14 protein-coding genes and 1 pseudogene are annotated in these 16790 nt (G+C 60.8%); 2 read left to right on the forward strand and 13 right to left on the reverse strand.

Annotated elements, in window-relative coordinates:
* Nucleotides 1-6: 6 nt before the first annotated feature.
* The 10 genes and pseudogenes from D3878_RS12010 to thiC form a co-directional block, all read right to left on the reverse strand.
* Nucleotides 7-2295, reverse strand: coding sequence for a UvrD-helicase domain-containing protein (locus tag D3878_RS12010; protein WP_119787857.1), 2289 nt, complete (start codon nt 2293-2295; stop codon nt 7-9).
* 57 nt (nt 2296-2352) lie between these two features.
* Nucleotides 2353-3212, reverse strand: a pseudogene (locus tag D3878_RS12015) (DMT family transporter); the annotation flags it as partial.
* Complete coding sequence (locus tag D3878_RS12020; RefSeq protein ID WP_119785683.1) at nt 3205-4020, reverse strand: DUF2182 domain-containing protein; 816 nt, start codon at nt 4018-4020, stop codon at nt 3205-3207. The pseudogene D3878_RS12015 and the gene D3878_RS12020, both read right to left, overlap by 8 nt.
* The gene (locus D3878_RS12025; RefSeq protein ID WP_119785684.1) at nt 4017-4619 is read right to left on the reverse strand and encodes a DUF1326 domain-containing protein; all 603 of its coding nucleotides are present in this window, start codon (nt 4617-4619) and stop codon (nt 4017-4019) included. Before D3878_RS12025 ends, D3878_RS12020 begins: the two co-directional genes overlap by 4 nt.
* Nucleotides 4620-4849: 230 nt before the next feature.
* Complete coding sequence (locus tag D3878_RS12030; protein WP_119785685.1) at nt 4850-5449, reverse strand: PEP-CTERM sorting domain-containing protein; 600 nt, start codon at nt 5447-5449, stop codon at nt 4850-4852.
* 199 nt (nt 5450-5648) lie between these two features.
* Entirely contained in the window at nt 5649-6260 is a 612-nt protein-coding gene (gene thiE / locus D3878_RS12035; RefSeq protein ID WP_119787858.1) for a thiamine phosphate synthase, read from the reverse strand.
* Complete coding sequence (gene thiD, locus D3878_RS12040; RefSeq protein WP_119785686.1) at nt 6260-7054, reverse strand: bifunctional hydroxymethylpyrimidine kinase/phosphomethylpyrimidine kinase; 795 nt, start codon at nt 7052-7054, stop codon at nt 6260-6262. The genes thiE and thiD overlap by 1 nt, the downstream gene beginning before the upstream one ends.
* A complete protein-coding gene (locus D3878_RS12045) occupies nt 7051-7860 on the reverse strand; it encodes a thiazole synthase (RefSeq protein WP_119785687.1) in 810 nt (269 codons plus the stop codon). Before D3878_RS12045 ends, thiD begins: the two co-directional genes overlap by 4 nt.
* Before the next feature lie 79 nt (nt 7861-7939).
* Entirely contained in the window at nt 7940-8158 is a 219-nt protein-coding gene (thiS, locus tag D3878_RS12050) for a sulfur carrier protein ThiS (RefSeq protein ID WP_233556321.1), read from the reverse strand.
* On the reverse strand, nt 8158-10071 hold the full coding sequence (thiC, locus tag D3878_RS12055; RefSeq protein ID WP_119785688.1) for a phosphomethylpyrimidine synthase ThiC: 1914 nt from the start codon (nt 10069-10071) through the stop codon (nt 8158-8160). Before thiC ends, thiS begins: the two co-directional genes overlap by 1 nt.
* Before the next feature lie 319 nt (nt 10072-10390).
* Here thiC and D3878_RS12060 point away from each other — a divergent pair, with 319 nt between their 5' ends.
* On the forward strand, nt 10391-13210 hold the full coding sequence (locus D3878_RS12060; protein ID WP_119785689.1) for a valine--tRNA ligase: 2820 nt from the start codon (nt 10391-10393) through the stop codon (nt 13208-13210).
* A gap of 80 nt (nt 13211-13290) precedes the next feature.
* Nucleotides 13291-14118: a class I SAM-dependent methyltransferase gene (locus tag D3878_RS12065; protein WP_147383945.1), complete on the forward strand. Its 828-nt coding sequence runs from the start codon at nt 13291-13293 to the stop codon at nt 14116-14118.
* A gap of 86 nt (nt 14119-14204) precedes the next feature.
* Here the strand turns inward: D3878_RS12065 and D3878_RS12070 are convergent, their stop codons facing one another.
* The 3 genes from D3878_RS12070 to ruvA all read right to left on the reverse strand — a co-directional run bounded on the left by D3878_RS12070 (nt 14205) and on the right by ruvA (nt 16769).
* Nucleotides 14205-15047, reverse strand: a complete 843-nt coding sequence (locus tag D3878_RS12070) for a 2-keto-4-pentenoate hydratase (RefSeq protein WP_199688153.1) — start codon at nt 15045-15047, stop codon at nt 14205-14207.
* 89 nt (nt 15048-15136) lie between these two features.
* Nucleotides 15137-16189 (reverse strand): Holliday junction branch migration DNA helicase RuvB, encoded by a 1053-nt coding sequence (gene ruvB, locus D3878_RS12075; protein WP_119785691.1) that lies wholly within the window; start codon nt 16187-16189, stop codon nt 15137-15139.
* A gap of 1 nt (nt 16190) precedes the next feature.
* Nucleotides 16191-16769 carry a Holliday junction branch migration protein RuvA gene (gene ruvA / locus D3878_RS12080; protein WP_119785693.1) on the reverse strand — a complete coding sequence of 193 codons (579 nt, stop codon included), beginning with the start codon at nt 16767-16769 and terminating at the stop codon, nt 16191-16193.
* Between the last annotated feature and the right edge of the window lie 21 nt (nt 16770-16790).

The raw sequence follows: 16790 nt of genomic DNA on the forward strand, positions 1-16790 counted from the left end.
AAGCGCTCAGGCGCGCGCCACTTTTTCCAGCTTCGCCACGCCCAGGTCCAGCAGCTTCATGCCGTGACGGCCGAAATTGATGTGCGCGCGCGGATTGCCGCCGCCGCCTTCGATATTCACGATCACGCCCTCGCCGAATTTCTGGTGCGACACCGATTCGCCGATCTTCCAGCCGATCCCCTTGCTGCTGATTTTTTGTGCGATGGCATTGGCGCCGGCTTGCGGCGCATCGACCCAGGCCGCCTTGGCCGTGTGCGCGGACCAGTGATGCTGCTGCACGCGTGGTGACAGCCACTTCAGCGCTTCGTCCGGCAATTCATCGAAAAAGCGCGACTTCATGTTGTAGCGGGTCTGGCCATGCAGCATGCGCGTTTGCGAAAAACTCAGATACAGGCGCTTCTTGGCGCGCGTGATCGCCACATACATCAGGCGTCGCTCTTCCTCGATGCCGCCCTGCTCCTGCTGCGAATTCTCGTGCGGGAACAGGCCCTCTTCCAGGCCGGTGATGAACACTGCGTCGAATTCCAGTCCCTTGGCCGAGTGCACCGTCATCAGTTGCAGCGCATCCTGGCCAGCCTGGGCCTGGTTGTCGCCGGCCTCCAGCGAAGCGTGCGACAGGAACGCCGACAGCGGCGACATGATGGTCGCCAGCGGGGCGTCGGCATCGATGATTTCCACGCCATCGCCGGTGGTCACCGCCGCTCCCGCGACGGCTTGCGCTGGCGGCCCGACCAGGGCCGGGGCATCGATGCCGAAGCCCTCTTCGGAGACGAACAGCATCGCCGCGCTGACCAGCTGCTCGAGGTTTTCGATGCGATCGGCGCCTTCCTTTTCATTGCGGTAGTGCGGCAGCAAGCCACTGGCGTCCAGCACCACCTGCACCATTTCCTGCAGCGGCAGGTTCTGCGTTTCGAAGCGCGTGCCCTCGATCAGCTTGATGAAAGCGCCTAGCGAAGAGCCGGCCTTGCCGGCCACGTAAGGCACCGCCGCGTACAGCGAAATGCCGTACTGGCGCGCCGCATCCTGCAATTGCTCAAGCGAGCGCGCGCCGATGCCGCGGGTGGGGAAATTCACCACCCGCAGGAAGGCTGAATCGTTGTGCGGGTTGTCCATCAGCTGCAGGTAGGCGATCGCATGCTTGATCTCGGCGCGCTCGAAAAAGCGCTGGCCGCCATACACGCGATAGGGAATACCGGCGGAAAACAGCGCATGCTCGATCACCCGCGATTGCGCATTGGAGCGGTACAGCACCGCGATCTCGCTCCTGGCCGCACCTTCGGCGATCAGGCTCTTGGTTTCCTCGATGATCCACTGCGCTTCCTGCAAGTCGCTGGACGCCTCCTGCACCCGCAGCTGTTCGCCATGGCCGGCGTCGGTGCGCAGGTTCTTGCCCAGACGCTTGCTGTTGTTGGCGATCAGGGTATTGGCGCTATCGAGGATATGGCCGTGCGAGCGGTAATTCTGTTCCAGCTTGATCAGGTTCTGCACCTGGAATTCGCGCTCGAAGGCCATCATGTTGCCGACATTGGCGCCGCGGAATGCGTAAATACTCTGGTCGTCATCGCCGACCGCGAACACCGCACTATGCTTGCCGGCCATAATCTTCAGCCACTTGTATTGCAAGTCGTTGGTGTCCTGGAATTCGTCGACGAGGATGTGCGAAAAGCGCGCCTGGTAATGCTCGCGCAGTGGCTGGTTGCGGGAGAGCAGTTCATAGGTGCGCAACAGCAGTTCGGCGAAGTCCACCACGCCTTCGCGCTGGCATTGCTGGTCATACAGTTCATACAATTGCACGAACTTGCGGTTGAAATCGTCATAGGCATCGACTTCGTGGGCGCGCAAGCCCTGATCCTTGGCGCTATTGATGAAGTACATCAAATTGCGCGGCGGATATTTTTCGTCGTCGATATTGTTTGCCTTGAGCAGCCGCTTGATCGCCGAGAGCTGATCTTGCGAATCGAGGATCTGGAAGGTCTGCGGCAATGCGGCGTCACGGTAATGCGCGCGCAGCAAGCGGTTGCACAAGCCATGGAAAGTGCCGATCCACATGCCGCGTGTATTGATCGGCAACATCGCCGACAGCCGCGCCTGCATTTCCTTGGCCGCCTTGTTGGTGAAGGTGACCGCCAGGATGCCGCTCGGCGAGACTTGTCCAGTCTGGATCAGCCAGGCGATGCGGGTGGTCAGCACGCGGGTCTTGCCGGAGCCGGCGCCAGCCAGGATCAGGGCCGATTGCGCAGGGAGAGTGACGGCAGCGAGTTGCTCAGGATTAAGATTATGGAGGAGTTTTTGCATCCCCAGATTATAGTCCTGCTGGCCTGTTGCAGGCAGATCGACGCTACGGCCGGGCTTGCGCGACCTGCTGGTCAGCACCAGCGCAATCCCGCCCAGGATTGCCGCGCTGGCGACCACCAGCCGTGGCGTTAGCGCTTCCGACAGGAACGCCACACTGCCAAATGCGGCGATCAGTGGCACCGACAACTGACGGTGGCTGCGCGCATGGCGGAAAGCTTGCTTAGCGCGGCATACCAGATCACATCGCCGATGCCGGACGTGATTGCGCCGGAAGCGACAGCCAGAGCGACACCGGTCGTATCCGCGTACGCCTTGTCGCCGAAGACCAGGCTAAGCGCGAGGGCGAGCGGCGTCGCCCGCGCGAAGTTGCCCGCGGTGGCGGCCAGCGGGTTGGCCACGCCGCGGCCGCGCAGTGAGTACATGCCCCACGCCACGCCAGCGACCGTCATCAACGCCGCGCCGAAGAGCGGCGGCGCCGCGACACCCGGCGACACCAGGTAAACCAGCCCCGCAACCGCCAGGGCGAGACCGAGCCAGGCCATGATTCCAAACGATTCGCCAGCGCGCAAGCCCGCGCTGAGCATCGTCAATTGCACCGCGCCGAACAGAATCAATGCGCCCGTTCCCGCCGACAAGGTGAGATAGGCGAAGGAAAAGAATGCGACATAAGCAAACAACATCGCCGCAGAAAGCCAGTCGGCATTGCCGGGCAAGGAGCGTTGCGCCCTGAAGCGCACGATGATGGCGAGCGTGATCGCGCCGGCAACCAGCCTGATGCTGGTAAAGCTGGCGGCATCGATACCCCGCTGCTGCAGCGCGAGCCGGCACAACAGTGAATTGGCCGCGAAGGCGAGCATTGCCACCGCAGTGAGGACGATCGCAGGCAAGCCTGCCTGGCTGAGACGTACTTCAGACATGCATCGCCACCACGACGGCGGCCCAGCCCAGTAGCGCGACACCGAGCGGCGTGCCGAGACGCCGGCCCCAGCGCACGTTCTTTTCGATTGCCATCACCGCCGCAAGCAGGAGCATCCAGCCCAGGCTGCCGGCGCCGAAGGCGAACATCAACAGCATCAGTGCCCAGCAGCAGCCGGCGCAGAACAGGCCATGCTGCGCGCCCAGCGAGAACGCGTGCCACCCTGGCGCATGCCCGCGCCAGCGCTGCATGATGAAACTCAGGGGCGTGCGGCATTTTTCCAGGCACTGGTACTTGAGCTTGCTGAACTGAAATGCGCCGGCCAGCGCAATGGTCGCCGCGCCGATCACCCAGCCATGCCAGGCCAGCACGGGCACGCTGGCGAGCAGGAACAGCAAGACACTGTGCAAGGCATGCGCCAGCAGCCCGAACGCGCCCCAGGCCGTCATGTACCCCAGGCCGAGCAGCAGGACCAGGCGCCCATGATCCGGGCGCGCGGCCGTCAGGCGGTCGAAGGCATTAAACAAGGGCAAGGTCGTCGGCAGCATCATGGCTGCCGTCATGAAGATCCACGCGGCCGCATAGAGGGTCATGGGCACCACCACGCCGCCGGCGGGAACGACGCGACACAGAAATGCCGCCGGCCCTGACGCCGTCCAGTCGCCATGCTCGAGATATCGTCCGTACGGACTGCGCGACCACGCCCACAATGCCAGCCACGCGAGTGTAATCAGCGCCACCATGAGCGGCAAGAACACGCGCTGGTGACGCGCGGCGCCGGACGGCGGCGCGCCTGCCGGCGAACTCATGCGTCGAAGGCGAACGTGCTCTGCAGGGCGTTATGGTTCTTGATGTCGAGGTCGATGCCGAGGGCGGCATTCCTGGATCGATAGGTTGGCGCCTTGCCGACAAATACCGGCGCCCCCGGCACCGTCGAGAACACGGTGTCGGCAAGCGTGGTCGGGCCGCCGCTCGGGCCGAGATACGGCTCGAGTTCGGCATAATAATTCTTGCCAATCTCGAGTTCGCCCTTGCCCCCGACCACGGTGAATCTGATCGGCGCGCGCTCCACCGAGACGACCTGACCGATGAGCTTGGCAAGCTCGGCAACCGGCCCGCCGGCCTGGCCGGTATAGACTTTCAGCAGAGCCTCTTCCTGCGCCTTGGATGCCTGGTCGTCGACGTAGATCGCGGCAGTCCAGTTGCCTTGCAGGATATTACCGGGCACATGGGCCACGGCCGCGATGGTGTTGCCACTCACATCGACGCCGTCGACTGCCCCCTTGTCTATGCGCCAGGCGATGATGGTGTCGCAGGTGCCGTTGTCAGGATCTTCGCCGATCCAGCAAGGGCACAGCACCTTGCAATTGCAAACCTCGAGCAGACGGCCTTCCAGGTGATAGCTCATACGAACCTCCGATGAAACCGCGCGAACACGACCGCGATCGATTCAATATGTACCGGCACCCGGCGAGTGGCAACCGGCACACGCCCGGCAGGAGGCAGGCATTTGACGCAAGTCAAACAGGAAGCGGTCGCCGCAGGCGTTGGCATGATGGCATGGATCAGCGATTGCGACGCCGAATGCAAAACGGTCTGCCGCGGCAGACCGTTTTGTTACTGCCTGGCGCGACAGGCTCAGGCAGCGCTGTTCTTGCGACGCATTGCGGCAAGTCCAGCCAGACCGAGGCCGAACAAGGCCAGTGAAATTGGCTCCGGCACATCATTCTGGCCACCGGCAACCGTGTACAGGTTATCGAAAATCACCCAGTCGCCGAAACCATTCAGGGTCACGCGGCTGATACCGGCGCTGTTGGCAATACCAAAAAACATCGGACTGCAGCAGGCAGGCGAAGTAGTAATGCTTTCAAGAACATTATTGGCTGCGTCATAGGCGGTATAGACCCAGGAATTATTGACGGCACCGCCCCAGATACCGAATGCCGAAACGGCATTCGAAAACACCAGGTCAAAGCTGAGCGGCGAGCTGCTGCTGTTGTTTAAAGTCTTGCCGCCAATACCATAGGACGAGGCATAGGAAGAGTCGATCGACATCGGCGAGCCATTGCCAACGATGGTCACGCCCGGCAGTGCGAGTGAGGCATAATCGCCGTCGGCAGCCGAATCAAAAGTTTCGATAGTGGCGCCGGCCAGTGCGGCATCAGCGGTGGAAGTGATGAGCGCAGCATTGGCTGAACCAGCCAACAAAAACATCAGCAAAGCAAAAAGTCGTTTCATTTCTTATTCCTTGGGGACAAATGGATTAAAAGACCAACCTTTGCCCTTAAAGCAATACATATGCCACCAGCATAAGTCATTGTTTATATTAATATTTAGCAACAAGAATGCAGCGAAATGTAAAGAAACTCGACAAAACGGGGCGGTGAACGCGATGCTCACCGTCCCGCAAGCGTGCAGCGTGACGCGACCCCGGGCCCTACGCCGGAAACAGCCCGGCGAACCTGCGTGCCACAGCTTGCGGGTCGGCGGCCAGATAGATGCTGCTGATCGCCGCGACCATGTCGGCACCGGCTGCCACCAGCGGCGCGGCGTTTTCGACGGTCATGCCGCCGATGACGACGGCCGGCAGCGGCACCTCGGCATGCGAGCGGGCGATGATGTCGGTCGACGTGGTCACCGGATACTTCTTCACGCGCGAAGGATAAAAACCACCGTAGGCGACATAGCTGGCGCCGGCGGCATGGGCGGCGCGCGCCAGTTGCAAGTCGCCGTAGCAGGAGGCGCCGACAATCTTGCCCGGACCGACGACGGCACGAGCTTCTGCGACCGTGGCGTCGGTGCCGCCGACGTGAATGCCGTCGGCATCGATGGCCAGGCACAGGTCGACGAAATCATTGATGACCAGCGGACGCTGATAGCTGCGGCACAGCGACAACAGGCATTCAGCCTGTTCGCGCCGCAGGCCGGCGTCGGCCGTCTTGTGGCGGTACTGCACCAGCGCCGCGCCGCCCTTCAAGGCCAACTCGGTGATTTCCAGTAATTTTTGCGTGTCATCCCAGTCCGGGGTGACGAGATACAAACCCTTCATCATGCTGCCTTCATGTAGGGGCGCGGACGGCTGGGGATCAGTTGCCCTGCTGCGATCTCGTAAGCATGCTCCAGCGCCTGGTGACAATAAGCCTGGCCATCCTCGATCGCTTCGGCCATCGGCTTGCCGTTGGCCAGCAAGGCGGCGATCGCCGCAGCCAGGGTGCAGCCGCTACCATGGAAGGCGCCGGCCAGGCGCGGCCAGGCCCAGGAACGGAATTCGCCCGCGGTAAACCAGCGATTGACCACCTTGTCGTCATGCGCGTGGCCGCCCTTGATCAGCACGTGCTGGCAGCCCTGCGCCAGCAAGGCCTCGGCTTGCGAATCGGTGCGGCGGTCGCCGCCGGAGAGCACGGTGGCTTCCGGCAGGTTGGGCGTGACCAGGGTCGCCAGCGCCATCAACGGCGCCAGCGTGTTGGCGGCGTCGTCGAGCCCCAGAGCATCGCCGTGGCCGCTGGCCAGCACCGGATCGAGCACCACCGGCAAGTCGGGCCGGCTTTGCCGCAGTTGCTGCACGATGGCGGCGATCGCCTCGGCATTGGCGCGGTTGCCGACGATGCCGATCTTGACGGCGGCAATCTCGATTTTTTCGATCAGGACTTGCGCCTGCTGCATCAGGAGTGTGGCGGGAACCGGGTGCACCGCATACACGCGGTCATTGTCCTGCACCGTCAGTGACGTCAGCACCGACAGCGGGTGCGCGCCCAGCGCAGCGATGGCCTGCACATCGGCCTGCATGCCGGCACCGCCGCTCGGATCAGATCCGGAGAACACCAGCACACTGGGTCGCTTCATAGAGGACGTCCTTCCATCGGTGACGAGGGTGCTGCGACAAATTTTTTCGGAATGCGGCCGGCCAGGTAAGCGGCACGGCCGGCCTCGACTGCCAGGCGCATTGCATGTGCCATGCGGATCGGATCGCGGGCGCCGGCAATGGCGGTATTCATCAGCACGCCATCGCAGCCGAGCTCCATTGCAATGGCGGCATCCGAGGCCGTGCCGACGCCGGCATCGACCAGCACCGGCACTTTGGCACGCTCGATGATCAGCGACAGGTTCCACGGATTCAGGATCCCCATGCCCGAGCCAATCAAAGACGCCAGCGGCATGACCGCCGCGCAACCGATTTCTTCGAGCATTTTCGCCTGAATCGGATCGTCGCTGCAATATACCATCACGTCGAAACCATCTTTTACCAGGATTTCTGCCGCTTTCAGGGTTTCCGGCATGTTCGGAAACAGGCTTTTTTCATCGCCCAGCACTTCCAGCTTGACCAGCTTGTGGCCATTTAACAACTCGCGTGCCAGCTGCAAGGTATAGACGGCATCGGCGGCGTTGTAGCAGCCGGCCGAATTGGGCAGGATCGTGAATTCGGATGGCGGCACCGCGTCCAGCAGGCTGGGCGCATTGGGGTCCTGGCCAATGTTGACGCGGCGGATCGCCACCGTGATGATTTCGGCGCCGCTGGCCACCGTGGCCGCACGGGTTTCTTCGAGGTCGCGGTATTTGCCGCTGCCCACCAGCAGGCGCGAACGGTAAGTCTTGCCGGCGATGGTCAAGCCTTGTTCTTGCTGGATGCCGGGACAATCAATCGGGTTCATTTTGTTTCCTTTGCTTTCTCTGTTCCCATGAACAAGCGATGATGCTCATAGGGCGTGCCACTTCGCCGCTTGCAAGTGCTTATCCACCACCAATCGCGCGCACGATATCGACGCGGTCGCGCGGTTGCAGCACGCGCTGCGCCCACAGGTGGCGCGGCACGATTTCGCGGTTGACCGCCACCGCCAGCGACTTGTTGGCCAAGTCGAGGGCGGCGATCAGGTCCTGCACGTTCTGGTTGTCGGCGAGCGGATGCGGCGCGCCGTTCAGTTCGATTTCCATCTGCCTGCCCTGATCCATTACTGCTTGCGATAGATCTCGGCGCCATTCTTGACGAATTCGACCGCTTTCACTTCCATGCCTTTTTGCAGCGCCTGCTCGTCCGAGATGCCCTGGGCCGCGGCATAGTCGCGCACGTCCTGGGTGATCTTCATCGAACAGAAATGCGGGCCGCACATCGAGCAGAAATGCGCCACCTTGGCCGAATCCTTTGGCAAGGTCTCGTCGTGGAATTCGCGCGCCTTGTCCGGGTCGAGACCGATGTTGAACTGGTCCTCCCAGCGGAATTCGAAACGCGCCTTGGACAGGGCATTGTCGCGGATCTGCGCGCCGGGATGCCCCTTGGCCAGATCGGCCGCATGCGCCGCCAGCTTGTAGGTGATGATGCCGACCTTGACGTCATCCTTGTTGGGCAAGCCCAGATGCTCTTTCGGCGTCACATAGCACAGCATCGCCGTACCGTACCAGCCGATCATGGCGGCGCCAATGCCGGAGGTGATGTGGTCGTAGCCCGGCGCGATATCGGTGGTCAGCGGCCCCAGCGTATAGAACGGCGCTTCGTGGCACTGTTCCAGTTGCAGGTCCATGTTTTCCTTGATCAGGTGCATCGGCACGTGGCCGGGGCCTTCGATCATCACCTGCACATCGTGCTTCCAGGCGATCTGGGTCAGTTCGCCCAGAGTTTTCAGTTCGCCCAGTTGCGCTTCGTCATTGGCGTCGTAGATCGAGCCCGGACGCAAGCCGTCGCCCAGCGAGAACGACACGTCGTAGGCCTTCATGATTTCGCAAATGTCTTCGAAATGCGTGTACAGGAAGGATTCCTTGTGATGCGCCAGGCACCACTTGGCCATGATCGAGCCGCCGCGCGACACAATCCCGGTCATGCGCTTGGCCGTCAGCGGCACGTATTGCAGGCGTACGCCTGCATGGATGGTGAAGTAATCGACGCCCTGCTCGGCTTGCTCGATCAGGGTGTCGCGGAAGATTTCCCAGGTCAGGTCTTCGGCCTTGCCATTGACCTTTTCCAGCGCCTGGTAAATCGGCACGGTGCCGATTGGCACCGGCGAATTGCGGATGATCCACTCGCGGGTTTCATGGATATGCTTGCCGGTGGACAGGTCCATCACGGTATCGCCGCCCCAGCGGATCGCCCAGGTCATTTTCTCGACTTCCTCGCCGATCGACGAGGTCACGGCCGAGTTGCCGATATTGGCGTTGATCTTGACCAGGAAATTGCGGCCGATAATCATCGGCTCGATTTCCGGGTGATTGATATTCATCGGGATGATGGCGCGGCCGCGCGCGACTTCCTCGCGCACGAATTCCGGCGTAATTTCGGCAGGAATGGCAGCGCCAAAATTCTGCCCCGGATGCTGGCGGCCCATCAGGTCGGCCAGTTTGTGGCCCAGCGGGCCGGAGGTCTTCAGGCCTTCCAGGTACTCCTTGCGCTGCAGGTTTTCACGGATGGCGACGTATTCCATCTCAGGCGTAATGATGCCCTGGCGCGCGTAATGCATTTGCGACACGTTTTTGCCAGCCTTGGCACGGCGCGGCTTGCGGTGCAGGTTGAAGCGCAACTCGGCCAGTTTCGCGTCGTTCAGGCGCTCGATGCCATAAGCGGAGCTGGGCCCCGGCAACTCTTCGGTATCGCCGCGCTCGTCGATCCAGCCGGCGCGCAAGGCTGGCAAACCGGAGCGGATATCGATTTTCGCTGCCGGATCGCTGTACGGACCGGAGGTGTCATAGACAAAGATCGGCGGGTTCTTTTCCGCGCCCATCGACGCCGGCGTATCGCTCTGGCTGACTTCGCGCATCGGCACGCGAATATCCGGGCGCGAGCCCTCAACGTAAATCTTGCGCGAATTCGGCAAGGGCTGGATGGCGGCCTCGTCGACCGTGGCGGTGGCTGCCAGGAATTGGGGATTGGCGTTCATGTCTTCCTTCGCTCTTGCTTGGACGAGGCAGCGTGCTGCCCCGAAAATTAATCAAATCGCGAAGGAAAGGCGGAAATATGGCAAAAAAACAATCGTTTCCGGTTGCTTCCCTTCGCTGGCATTACCCAGATCAGGTTCGAGGGTGTTTCTCACCCGGCCGCACAGTTAAAACAGTCAAAATCACCGTTAAAACCCTGTCATCGGCCAGGACCCCTAGCATGGACCAATTGCATTGGTCTCGCCGAATTATACATCCAGCGGCGGCCATTGGGCGATGCGTCCCTTATAATGTGAGGTTTCGCAAAAGACACTTCAAATCATGGAATTAGCCAAATCTTTCGAGCCCGCCGAGATTGAAAAACATTGGCGTACCGAATGGGAACAGCGCGGCTACTATACCGCCACCACCGACGCCGGCAAACCCGCATTCAGCATCCAGTTGCCGCCGCCCAATGTGACCGGCACCCTGCACATGGGTCATGCCTTCAACCAGACGATCATGGATGGCCTGACGCGCTATTACCGCATGCGCGGCCATAACACCGCCTGGATTCCCGGCACTGACCATGCCGGCATCGCCACGCAAATCGTGGTTGAGCGCCAGCTCGATGCGCAAAAGGTGACGCGCCATGATTTGGGCCGGGAAAAATTCCTCGAAAAAGTCTGGGAATGGAAAGAGCAATCCGGCTCGACCATCACCGGCCAGATGCGCCGCATGGGCGCCTCCACCGACTGGAGCCGCGAATACTTCACCATGGACGCCAAGATGTCCAAGGCGGTCACCGAAGTGTTCGTGCGCCTGTACGAGCAAGGCTTGATCTACCGTGGCAAACGCCTGGTGAACTGGGACCCGAAACTGCACACCGCAGTAAGCGACCTCGAAGTGGTGTCGGAAGAAGAAGACGGCTTCATGTGGCATATCCGCTATCCGTTGGTAGGTTCGGATGGTAAAGCGGGCTCAGACTCCCTTACGGTTGCCACTACCCGTCCGGAAACGCTGCTGGGCGACGTTGCCGTGGCAGTCGACCCGACCGACGAGCGCTATATCCACCTGGTCGGCAAGTTGCTGGAGCTGCCCTTGACCGGCCGCCAGATTCCGATCATCGCCGATGAGTACGTCGACAAGGAATTCGGCACCGGTTGCGTGAAGATCACCCCGGCGCACGACTTCAACGACTACGCCGTCGGCCAGCGCCACAACCTCGCGCAAATCAATATCTTCACACTCGACGCGAAGATCAACGAAAACGGCCCGGCCCAATACCAGGGCCTGGACCGTTTCGAGGCGCGCAAGCAGATCGTCGCCGACCTCGATGCGCAGGGCTTGTTGGCAGAAGTGAAGCCGCACAAACTGATGGTGCCGCGCGGCGACCGCACCGGCGTGGTGATCGAGCCGATGCTGACCGACCAGTGGTTCGTCGCCATGAGCAAGGCCGCCCCTGAGGGTACGCATTTCCCCGGCAAATCGATCGCCGAAGTGGCGCTGGAAAAAGTCGCCGACGGCGCGATCAAGTTCATTCCGGAAAACTGGACCACCACCTACAACCAGTGGCTCAATAATATCCAGGACTGGTGCATTTCGCGCCAGCTCTGGTGGGGCCACCAGATCCCGGCCTGGTACGACGAGGACGGCACGATCTACGTCGCCCGCAACGAGGAAGATGCCAAAGCCCAGGCCGGCGGCAAAGCAATCCGCCGCGACGACGATGTGCTCGATACCTGGTTCTCGTCCGCCCTGGTGCCCTTCTCCACGCTGGGCTGGCCGGAAGAAACCCCGGATTACAAGATGTTCCTGCCCTCCACCGTGCTGGTGACGGGTTTCGACATCATCTTCTTCTGGGTCGCGCGCATGGTCATGATGACCACGCATTTCACCGGCAAGGTACCGTTCGAGAAAGTCTATGTGCACGGCCTGGTGCGCGATGCTACCGGCCAGAAAATGTCCAAGTCCAAGGGCAATACGCTGGATCCGATCGACCTGATCGATGGCATCGAACTCGACCAGCTGGTCGGCAAGCGCACCACCGGCCTGATGAATCCGAAAGATGCGGCCAAGATCGAAAAGGCCACCCGCAAGGAATTCCCGTCGGGCATCCAGGCCTATGGCACCGATGCGCTGCGCTTCACCATGGCCAGCTATGCCTCGCTGGGCCGCAACATCAACTTCGACCTGAGCCGCTGCGAAGGCTACCGCAACTTCTGCAACAAGCTGTGGAACGCCACCCGCTTCGTGCTGATGAATACCGAAGGCAAGGATTGCGGTTTCGATCCGGCTACCTGCGGCGAAGGCGGACGCGAGTTCTCCCAGGCCGACCGCTGGATCGTGTCACTGCTGCAGCGCGTTGAAGCCGAAGTGGAAAAAGGCTTTGCCGATTATCGCTTCGACAATATCGCTTCCAGCATTTACAAATTCATCTGGGATGAATATTGCGACTGGTACCTGGAAGTGGCGAAAGTGCAAATCCAGAACGGCACGGAAGCGCAGCAGCGCGCTACCCGCCGCACGCTCTTGCGTGTGCTGGAAACCATCTTGCGCCTGGCCCACCCGGTGATCCCTTTCATCACCGAGCAATTGTGGCAAACGGTTGCGCCACTGGCCGGACGCACGCTCGACCCGGCCGGCGACTCCATCATGCGCCAGCCCTATCCGCAGGCCGAAGCGAAGAAAATCGACGAGCAGGCGGAAGGCTGGATGGCGCAACTGAAATCGCTGACCGATGCCTGCCGCAACCTGCGCGGCGAAATGCAACTATCGCCGGCGCTGCGCGTACCGCTGATTATCGAATCCAGCGGCGACAAGGCAGCAGCGCAGTCGTTCGCGCCCTACCTGCAAGCCCTGGCCAAGCTATCGGAAGTCCAGGTGGTCGATAGCTTGCCGCAATCGCCGGCACCGGTCTCGATCGTTGGTGACGTAAAATTAATGCTGAAAGTCGAAATCGATGTCACCGCAGAGCGTGAAAGGCTGTCTAAGGAAGTGATGCGGCTGGAAGGCGAGATTGCCAAGGTCAATGCAAAACTCGGCAATGAAAGCTTCGTTGCCAGGGCGCCAGCCCAAGTGGTGGCACAGGAAAAGGAACGCCTGGTGAATTTCAGCGCGACCCTGGAAAAATTGCGCGAGCAATTGGTGAAGTTGCAATAAAGGCCGGCGCTAGACGCGTCACGATCCGCGCGCGGTCTCCGACAAGAGGACAGAATGGCATTGAAGGACGCGGATTCGCCGTGAAACCGATTTCCAGCCTGGCATTTTATTGTTGTGGCGTACGCATGCAGGATGCGGCCAATGCCCATCCAGTGTGCGGGGATAATTTTGCCCATCTCTTCATGTCCGAGTATGGCGTGGGCATCTACGAACTGTTCAGGGAAGAACAGAACGCCAACGCCAGCATTCTTGTACGCCATCGCATCATCGATGAACTCTTGCGGGAACAATTGCAAAAGTGCCCGGAAAGCTGCATTGTCACCATCGGCGCCGGCTTCGACAGCCGTCCTTATCGTCTCGCCGGCGGTAACTGGTTCGAACTGGATGAGCCGCCGGTGGTTTCCTGGAAAAATGAACGTCTGCCGGCCAGGGAATGTCACAATCCGCTGCAGCGCATCGCCATCGACTTTGCCAGCGAGACACTGGAAGACAAGCTCGCCGCAATCGCGCCGGCAGGCCCGGTGATCCTGGTGGTCGAAGGTGTATTCATTTATCTGTCGGAAGCGGAAATCCAGGATTTCCTTGCCGCATTCCAGCAACGATTTCCCAATCATCAAATTATCTGCGACCTTGTCAGCCGCGACATGGTGGCCAATTACGGCCGCAGCCTGCACGCGAAAATTCAGTCCCTCGGCACCCGCTTCCAGGCAGTCGCGCGTCCGGAAACCGTCTTTACGCTCAATGGCTATTGCATCCGCGAAGGCATCTCGATCATCGAGCGGGCCGTGGATTTCGGCGTCAACAAGATCCCCAAATTGCTGCTCAACTATTTCTTCAGCGGTGAGGTCATGGGCAACGCCGTGTATGTCTTCGAACCAGCCGATCCGTACGGCGACCTGGTGATTTAAGACAGCAGCGTCAGTCCGCCGATGCCGGCGACGATCAAGGCAATGCAAGCCAAGACACGCCCCTTGCGTGATTCCCTCTGGGGCGCTTATACAAACGAAATGTGCAAACCCGGCAAACTTACGCCCGAAAACGCCGTAATCCAGGTCTGCCCCGGTTTCACCGGGTACGCCTCGGCCCAGGCGCCGGTGCTGACGATTTCGCCGGCGGCCAGCGGCGGGAATTGCGCTTGCGAAGCGAGCAGGCACTGCAAGCGCTTCAGCGCAAATACCGGGCTGTGCAGCACCTCGCTGCCAAAGCCGGCGGCGCACAAGGTATAGCCGTCGCCATCGCTGCGCGAAAGGGAAACGCTGGAGTCCGCCAATACCTGCACCAGATGATGGCGCGAGGCCTGCGACAGCGATTTCGGCTCGCCAATCAGCAAGGCGCCATGCAAGCCGAAGGCGGCAATCGCATCGGCCACCTCGAAGTGCCAGTCGGGATAGGGACAGGTAACGATTTCCAGCCCATGCGCCATCCATTCGATGCAATCGGCCAGGCCATCGATACTGACATGCGGCTCAGGCGCCTTGCCCAGCTTGAAGATGACCTCCGGCTGTATGCGCGGTTGCAAGGCCCCCGCCAGACTCTGGAGCCCCTGGTTGTCTTCCACATAACGCACCGTGCTATTGAATAAAGGCGACCAGGAAGGCATGCCCTCGGTTCCTACCAGGCCATCCCTGGCATGGAATTTTCGATTGGCAAAACCCACCTTGCGCCCCACCGGAATTTCGCCTTGGGCAATACGGATATCGGCAATCGTCTTGGCAATCTCGTACGCATCGGCAATCGACAAGCCCCCCCGCGCCGACAGCGGCGACAGTTGCCTGCCTTTGGTGCGCGCCTCCAGCAATTGGAGTGCATAACGATTTGCCTGACTGGACATCAACATGGCGTGCTCGTACTGGAAATGGTCCTCGATTGGACTCGTTCCAGCGCAAAGGATTCGATTTATTCCCGCCCGTCAAAGCGCTTGGCAGGCTAGCCCCAGAGGTCGCCGCTGGGGCTGGTGCGCGGCGCAGTGGCACCGAAATGCATATACGCCGCCGGCGTGGCGATGCGGCCGCGTGGCGTACGTTGCAAAAAGCCTTGCTGGATCAAATAAGGTTCCAGCACATCCTCGATGGTGTCGCGCTCTTCGCCAATCGCCGCTGCCAGATTGTCCAGGCCGACCGGGCCGCCATTGAATTTGAACAATACCGCCTCCAGCAACTTACGGTCCATCAAGTCAAAACCGACCGGATCGACATCCAGCATTTTCAGGGCGGCATCGGCTATTTCCTGCGTAATTTCTCCGGTGCCCTTGACCTCGGCATAGTCGCGCACCCGACGCAGCAAACGATTAGCGATACGCGGGGTGCCGCGGCTGCGGCGGGCGATTTCCAGTGCGCCGGCATCTTGGATCGGCGCATGCAGCAAGGCCGAACTGCGGCTGACGATGCGCGCCAGTTGCTCCGGCGTATAAAACTCCAGGCGGGCCACAATACCGAAACGGTCGCGCAAGGGATTGGTCAGCATGCCGGCACGGGTGGTGGCGCCGACCAGGGTGAATGGCTGCAGGTCGAGCCGCACCGAGCGCGCCGCCGGGCCTTCGCCGATCATGATATCGATCTGATAATCCTCCAGCGCCGGGTAGAGGATTTCCTCCACCACAGGCGACAAACGGTGGATCTCATCGATGAACAGCACATCGTTGGCTTCCAGATTGGTCAACAACGCCGCCAGGTCGCCGGCGCGTTCCAGCACCGGCCCTGAAGTCTGGCGCAGGTTGACGCCCATTTCGCGCGCAATGATATGCGCCAGCGTAGTCTTGCCAAGGCCGGGCGGACCGAACAGCAAGGTATGGTCGAGCGCTTCGCGGCGCTTTCTGGCAGCGCTGATGAAGATTTCCAGCTGATCGCGGATTTTTTCCTGACCAACGTATTCATCCAGCTGCTTCGGCCGCAAGGCGCGTTCGATCGCTTCCTCGTTGGGCGATACCGGCGTTGCGGCAATGATACGTTGCTCTGAGAAATTGTCGGTCTGGATCGTCATATCAACCCTTTGACAAGGCTTTCAGCGCCAGCTTGATGCCCTCGGATACGCCAGTGCCCGCAGGTACCTGCTTCAGCGCCAGCACGGCTTCCTTGTCCGAATAGCCGAGCGCCAGCAAGGCGTTCATGACATCGCCGCTGGCGTCGCCATGGACAGACACGCCGGCAGCACCCAGGTCGGCGCCGAGCTTGCCCTTCAGTTCCAGCAACAGTCGCTCAGCCGTCTTCTTGCCGATACCCGGCACCCGCGTCAGGCGGCCGGATTCCTGCAAGGTGATTGCCTGTGCCAGGTCGGCCACCGACATGCCGGAAAGGATGGACAAGGCCGTGCGCGCGCCGACGCCGGAAATCTTGATCAATTCCTTGAACACATTGCGTTCTTCGACGCTGGCAAAGCCATACAGCAAATGCGCATCTTCGCGTACCGCGAGGTGGGTCAGCAGCACCACTTTCTCGCCGAGGGCGGGCAAGTTATAAAAGGTGCTCATCGGCACCCCCACTTCATATCCCACGCCATGACAATCGATCAGCAGCTGTGGTGGATTTTTCTCAAGCAAGATTCCAGAAAGACGGCCTATCATATCGCTCTATTTTGCAGTAAA

It is taken from the genome of Noviherbaspirillum sedimenti (genome assembly GCF_003590835.1).
Lineage (GTDB): Bacteria > Pseudomonadota > Gammaproteobacteria > Burkholderiales > Burkholderiaceae_D > Paucimonas > Paucimonas sedimenti.

What these genes read in the sequence shown, in the direction of transcription:
- D3878_RS12010 (WP_119787857.1), bottom strand. Translation starts at nt 2,295, where the DNA reads ATGCAAAAACTCCTCCATAATCTTAATCCTGAGCAACTCGCTGCCGTC.
- D3878_RS12020 (WP_119785683.1), bottom strand. Translation starts at nt 4,020, where the DNA reads ATGAGTTCGCCGGCAGGCGCGCCGCCGTCCGGCGCCGCGCGTCACCAG.
- D3878_RS12025 (WP_119785684.1), bottom strand. Translation starts at nt 4,619, where the DNA reads ATGAGCTATCACCTGGAAGGCCGTCTGCTCGAGGTTTGCAATTGCAAG.
- D3878_RS12030 (WP_119785685.1), bottom strand. Translation starts at nt 5,449, where the DNA reads ATGAAACGACTTTTTGCTTTGCTGATGTTTTTGTTGGCTGGTTCAGCC.
- thiE (WP_119787858.1), bottom strand. Translation starts at nt 6,260, where the DNA reads ATGAAGGGTTTGTATCTCGTCACCCCGGACTGGGATGACACGCAAAAA.
- thiD (WP_119785686.1), bottom strand. Translation starts at nt 7,054, where the DNA reads ATGAAGCGACCCAGTGTGCTGGTGTTCTCCGGATCTGATCCGAGCGGC.
- D3878_RS12045 (WP_119785687.1), bottom strand. Translation starts at nt 7,860, where the DNA reads ATGAACCCGATTGATTGTCCCGGCATCCAGCAAGAACAAGGCTTGACC.
- thiS (WP_233556321.1), bottom strand. Translation starts at nt 8,158, where the DNA reads ATGGATCAGGGCAGGCAGATGGAAATCGAACTGAACGGCGCGCCGCAT.
- thiC (WP_119785688.1), bottom strand. Translation starts at nt 10,071, where the DNA reads ATGAACGCCAATCCCCAATTCCTGGCAGCCACCGCCACGGTCGACGAG.
- D3878_RS12060 (WP_119785689.1), top strand. Translation starts at nt 10,391, where the DNA reads ATGGAATTAGCCAAATCTTTCGAGCCCGCCGAGATTGAAAAACATTGG.
- D3878_RS12070 (WP_199688153.1), bottom strand. Translation starts at nt 15,047, where the DNA reads ATGTTGATGTCCAGTCAGGCAAATCGTTATGCACTCCAATTGCTGGAG.
- ruvB (WP_119785691.1), bottom strand. Translation starts at nt 16,189, where the DNA reads ATGACGATCCAGACCGACAATTTCTCAGAGCAACGTATCATTGCCGCA.
- ruvA (WP_119785693.1), bottom strand. Translation starts at nt 16,769, where the DNA reads ATGATAGGCCGTCTTTCTGGAATCTTGCTTGAGAAAAATCCACCACAG.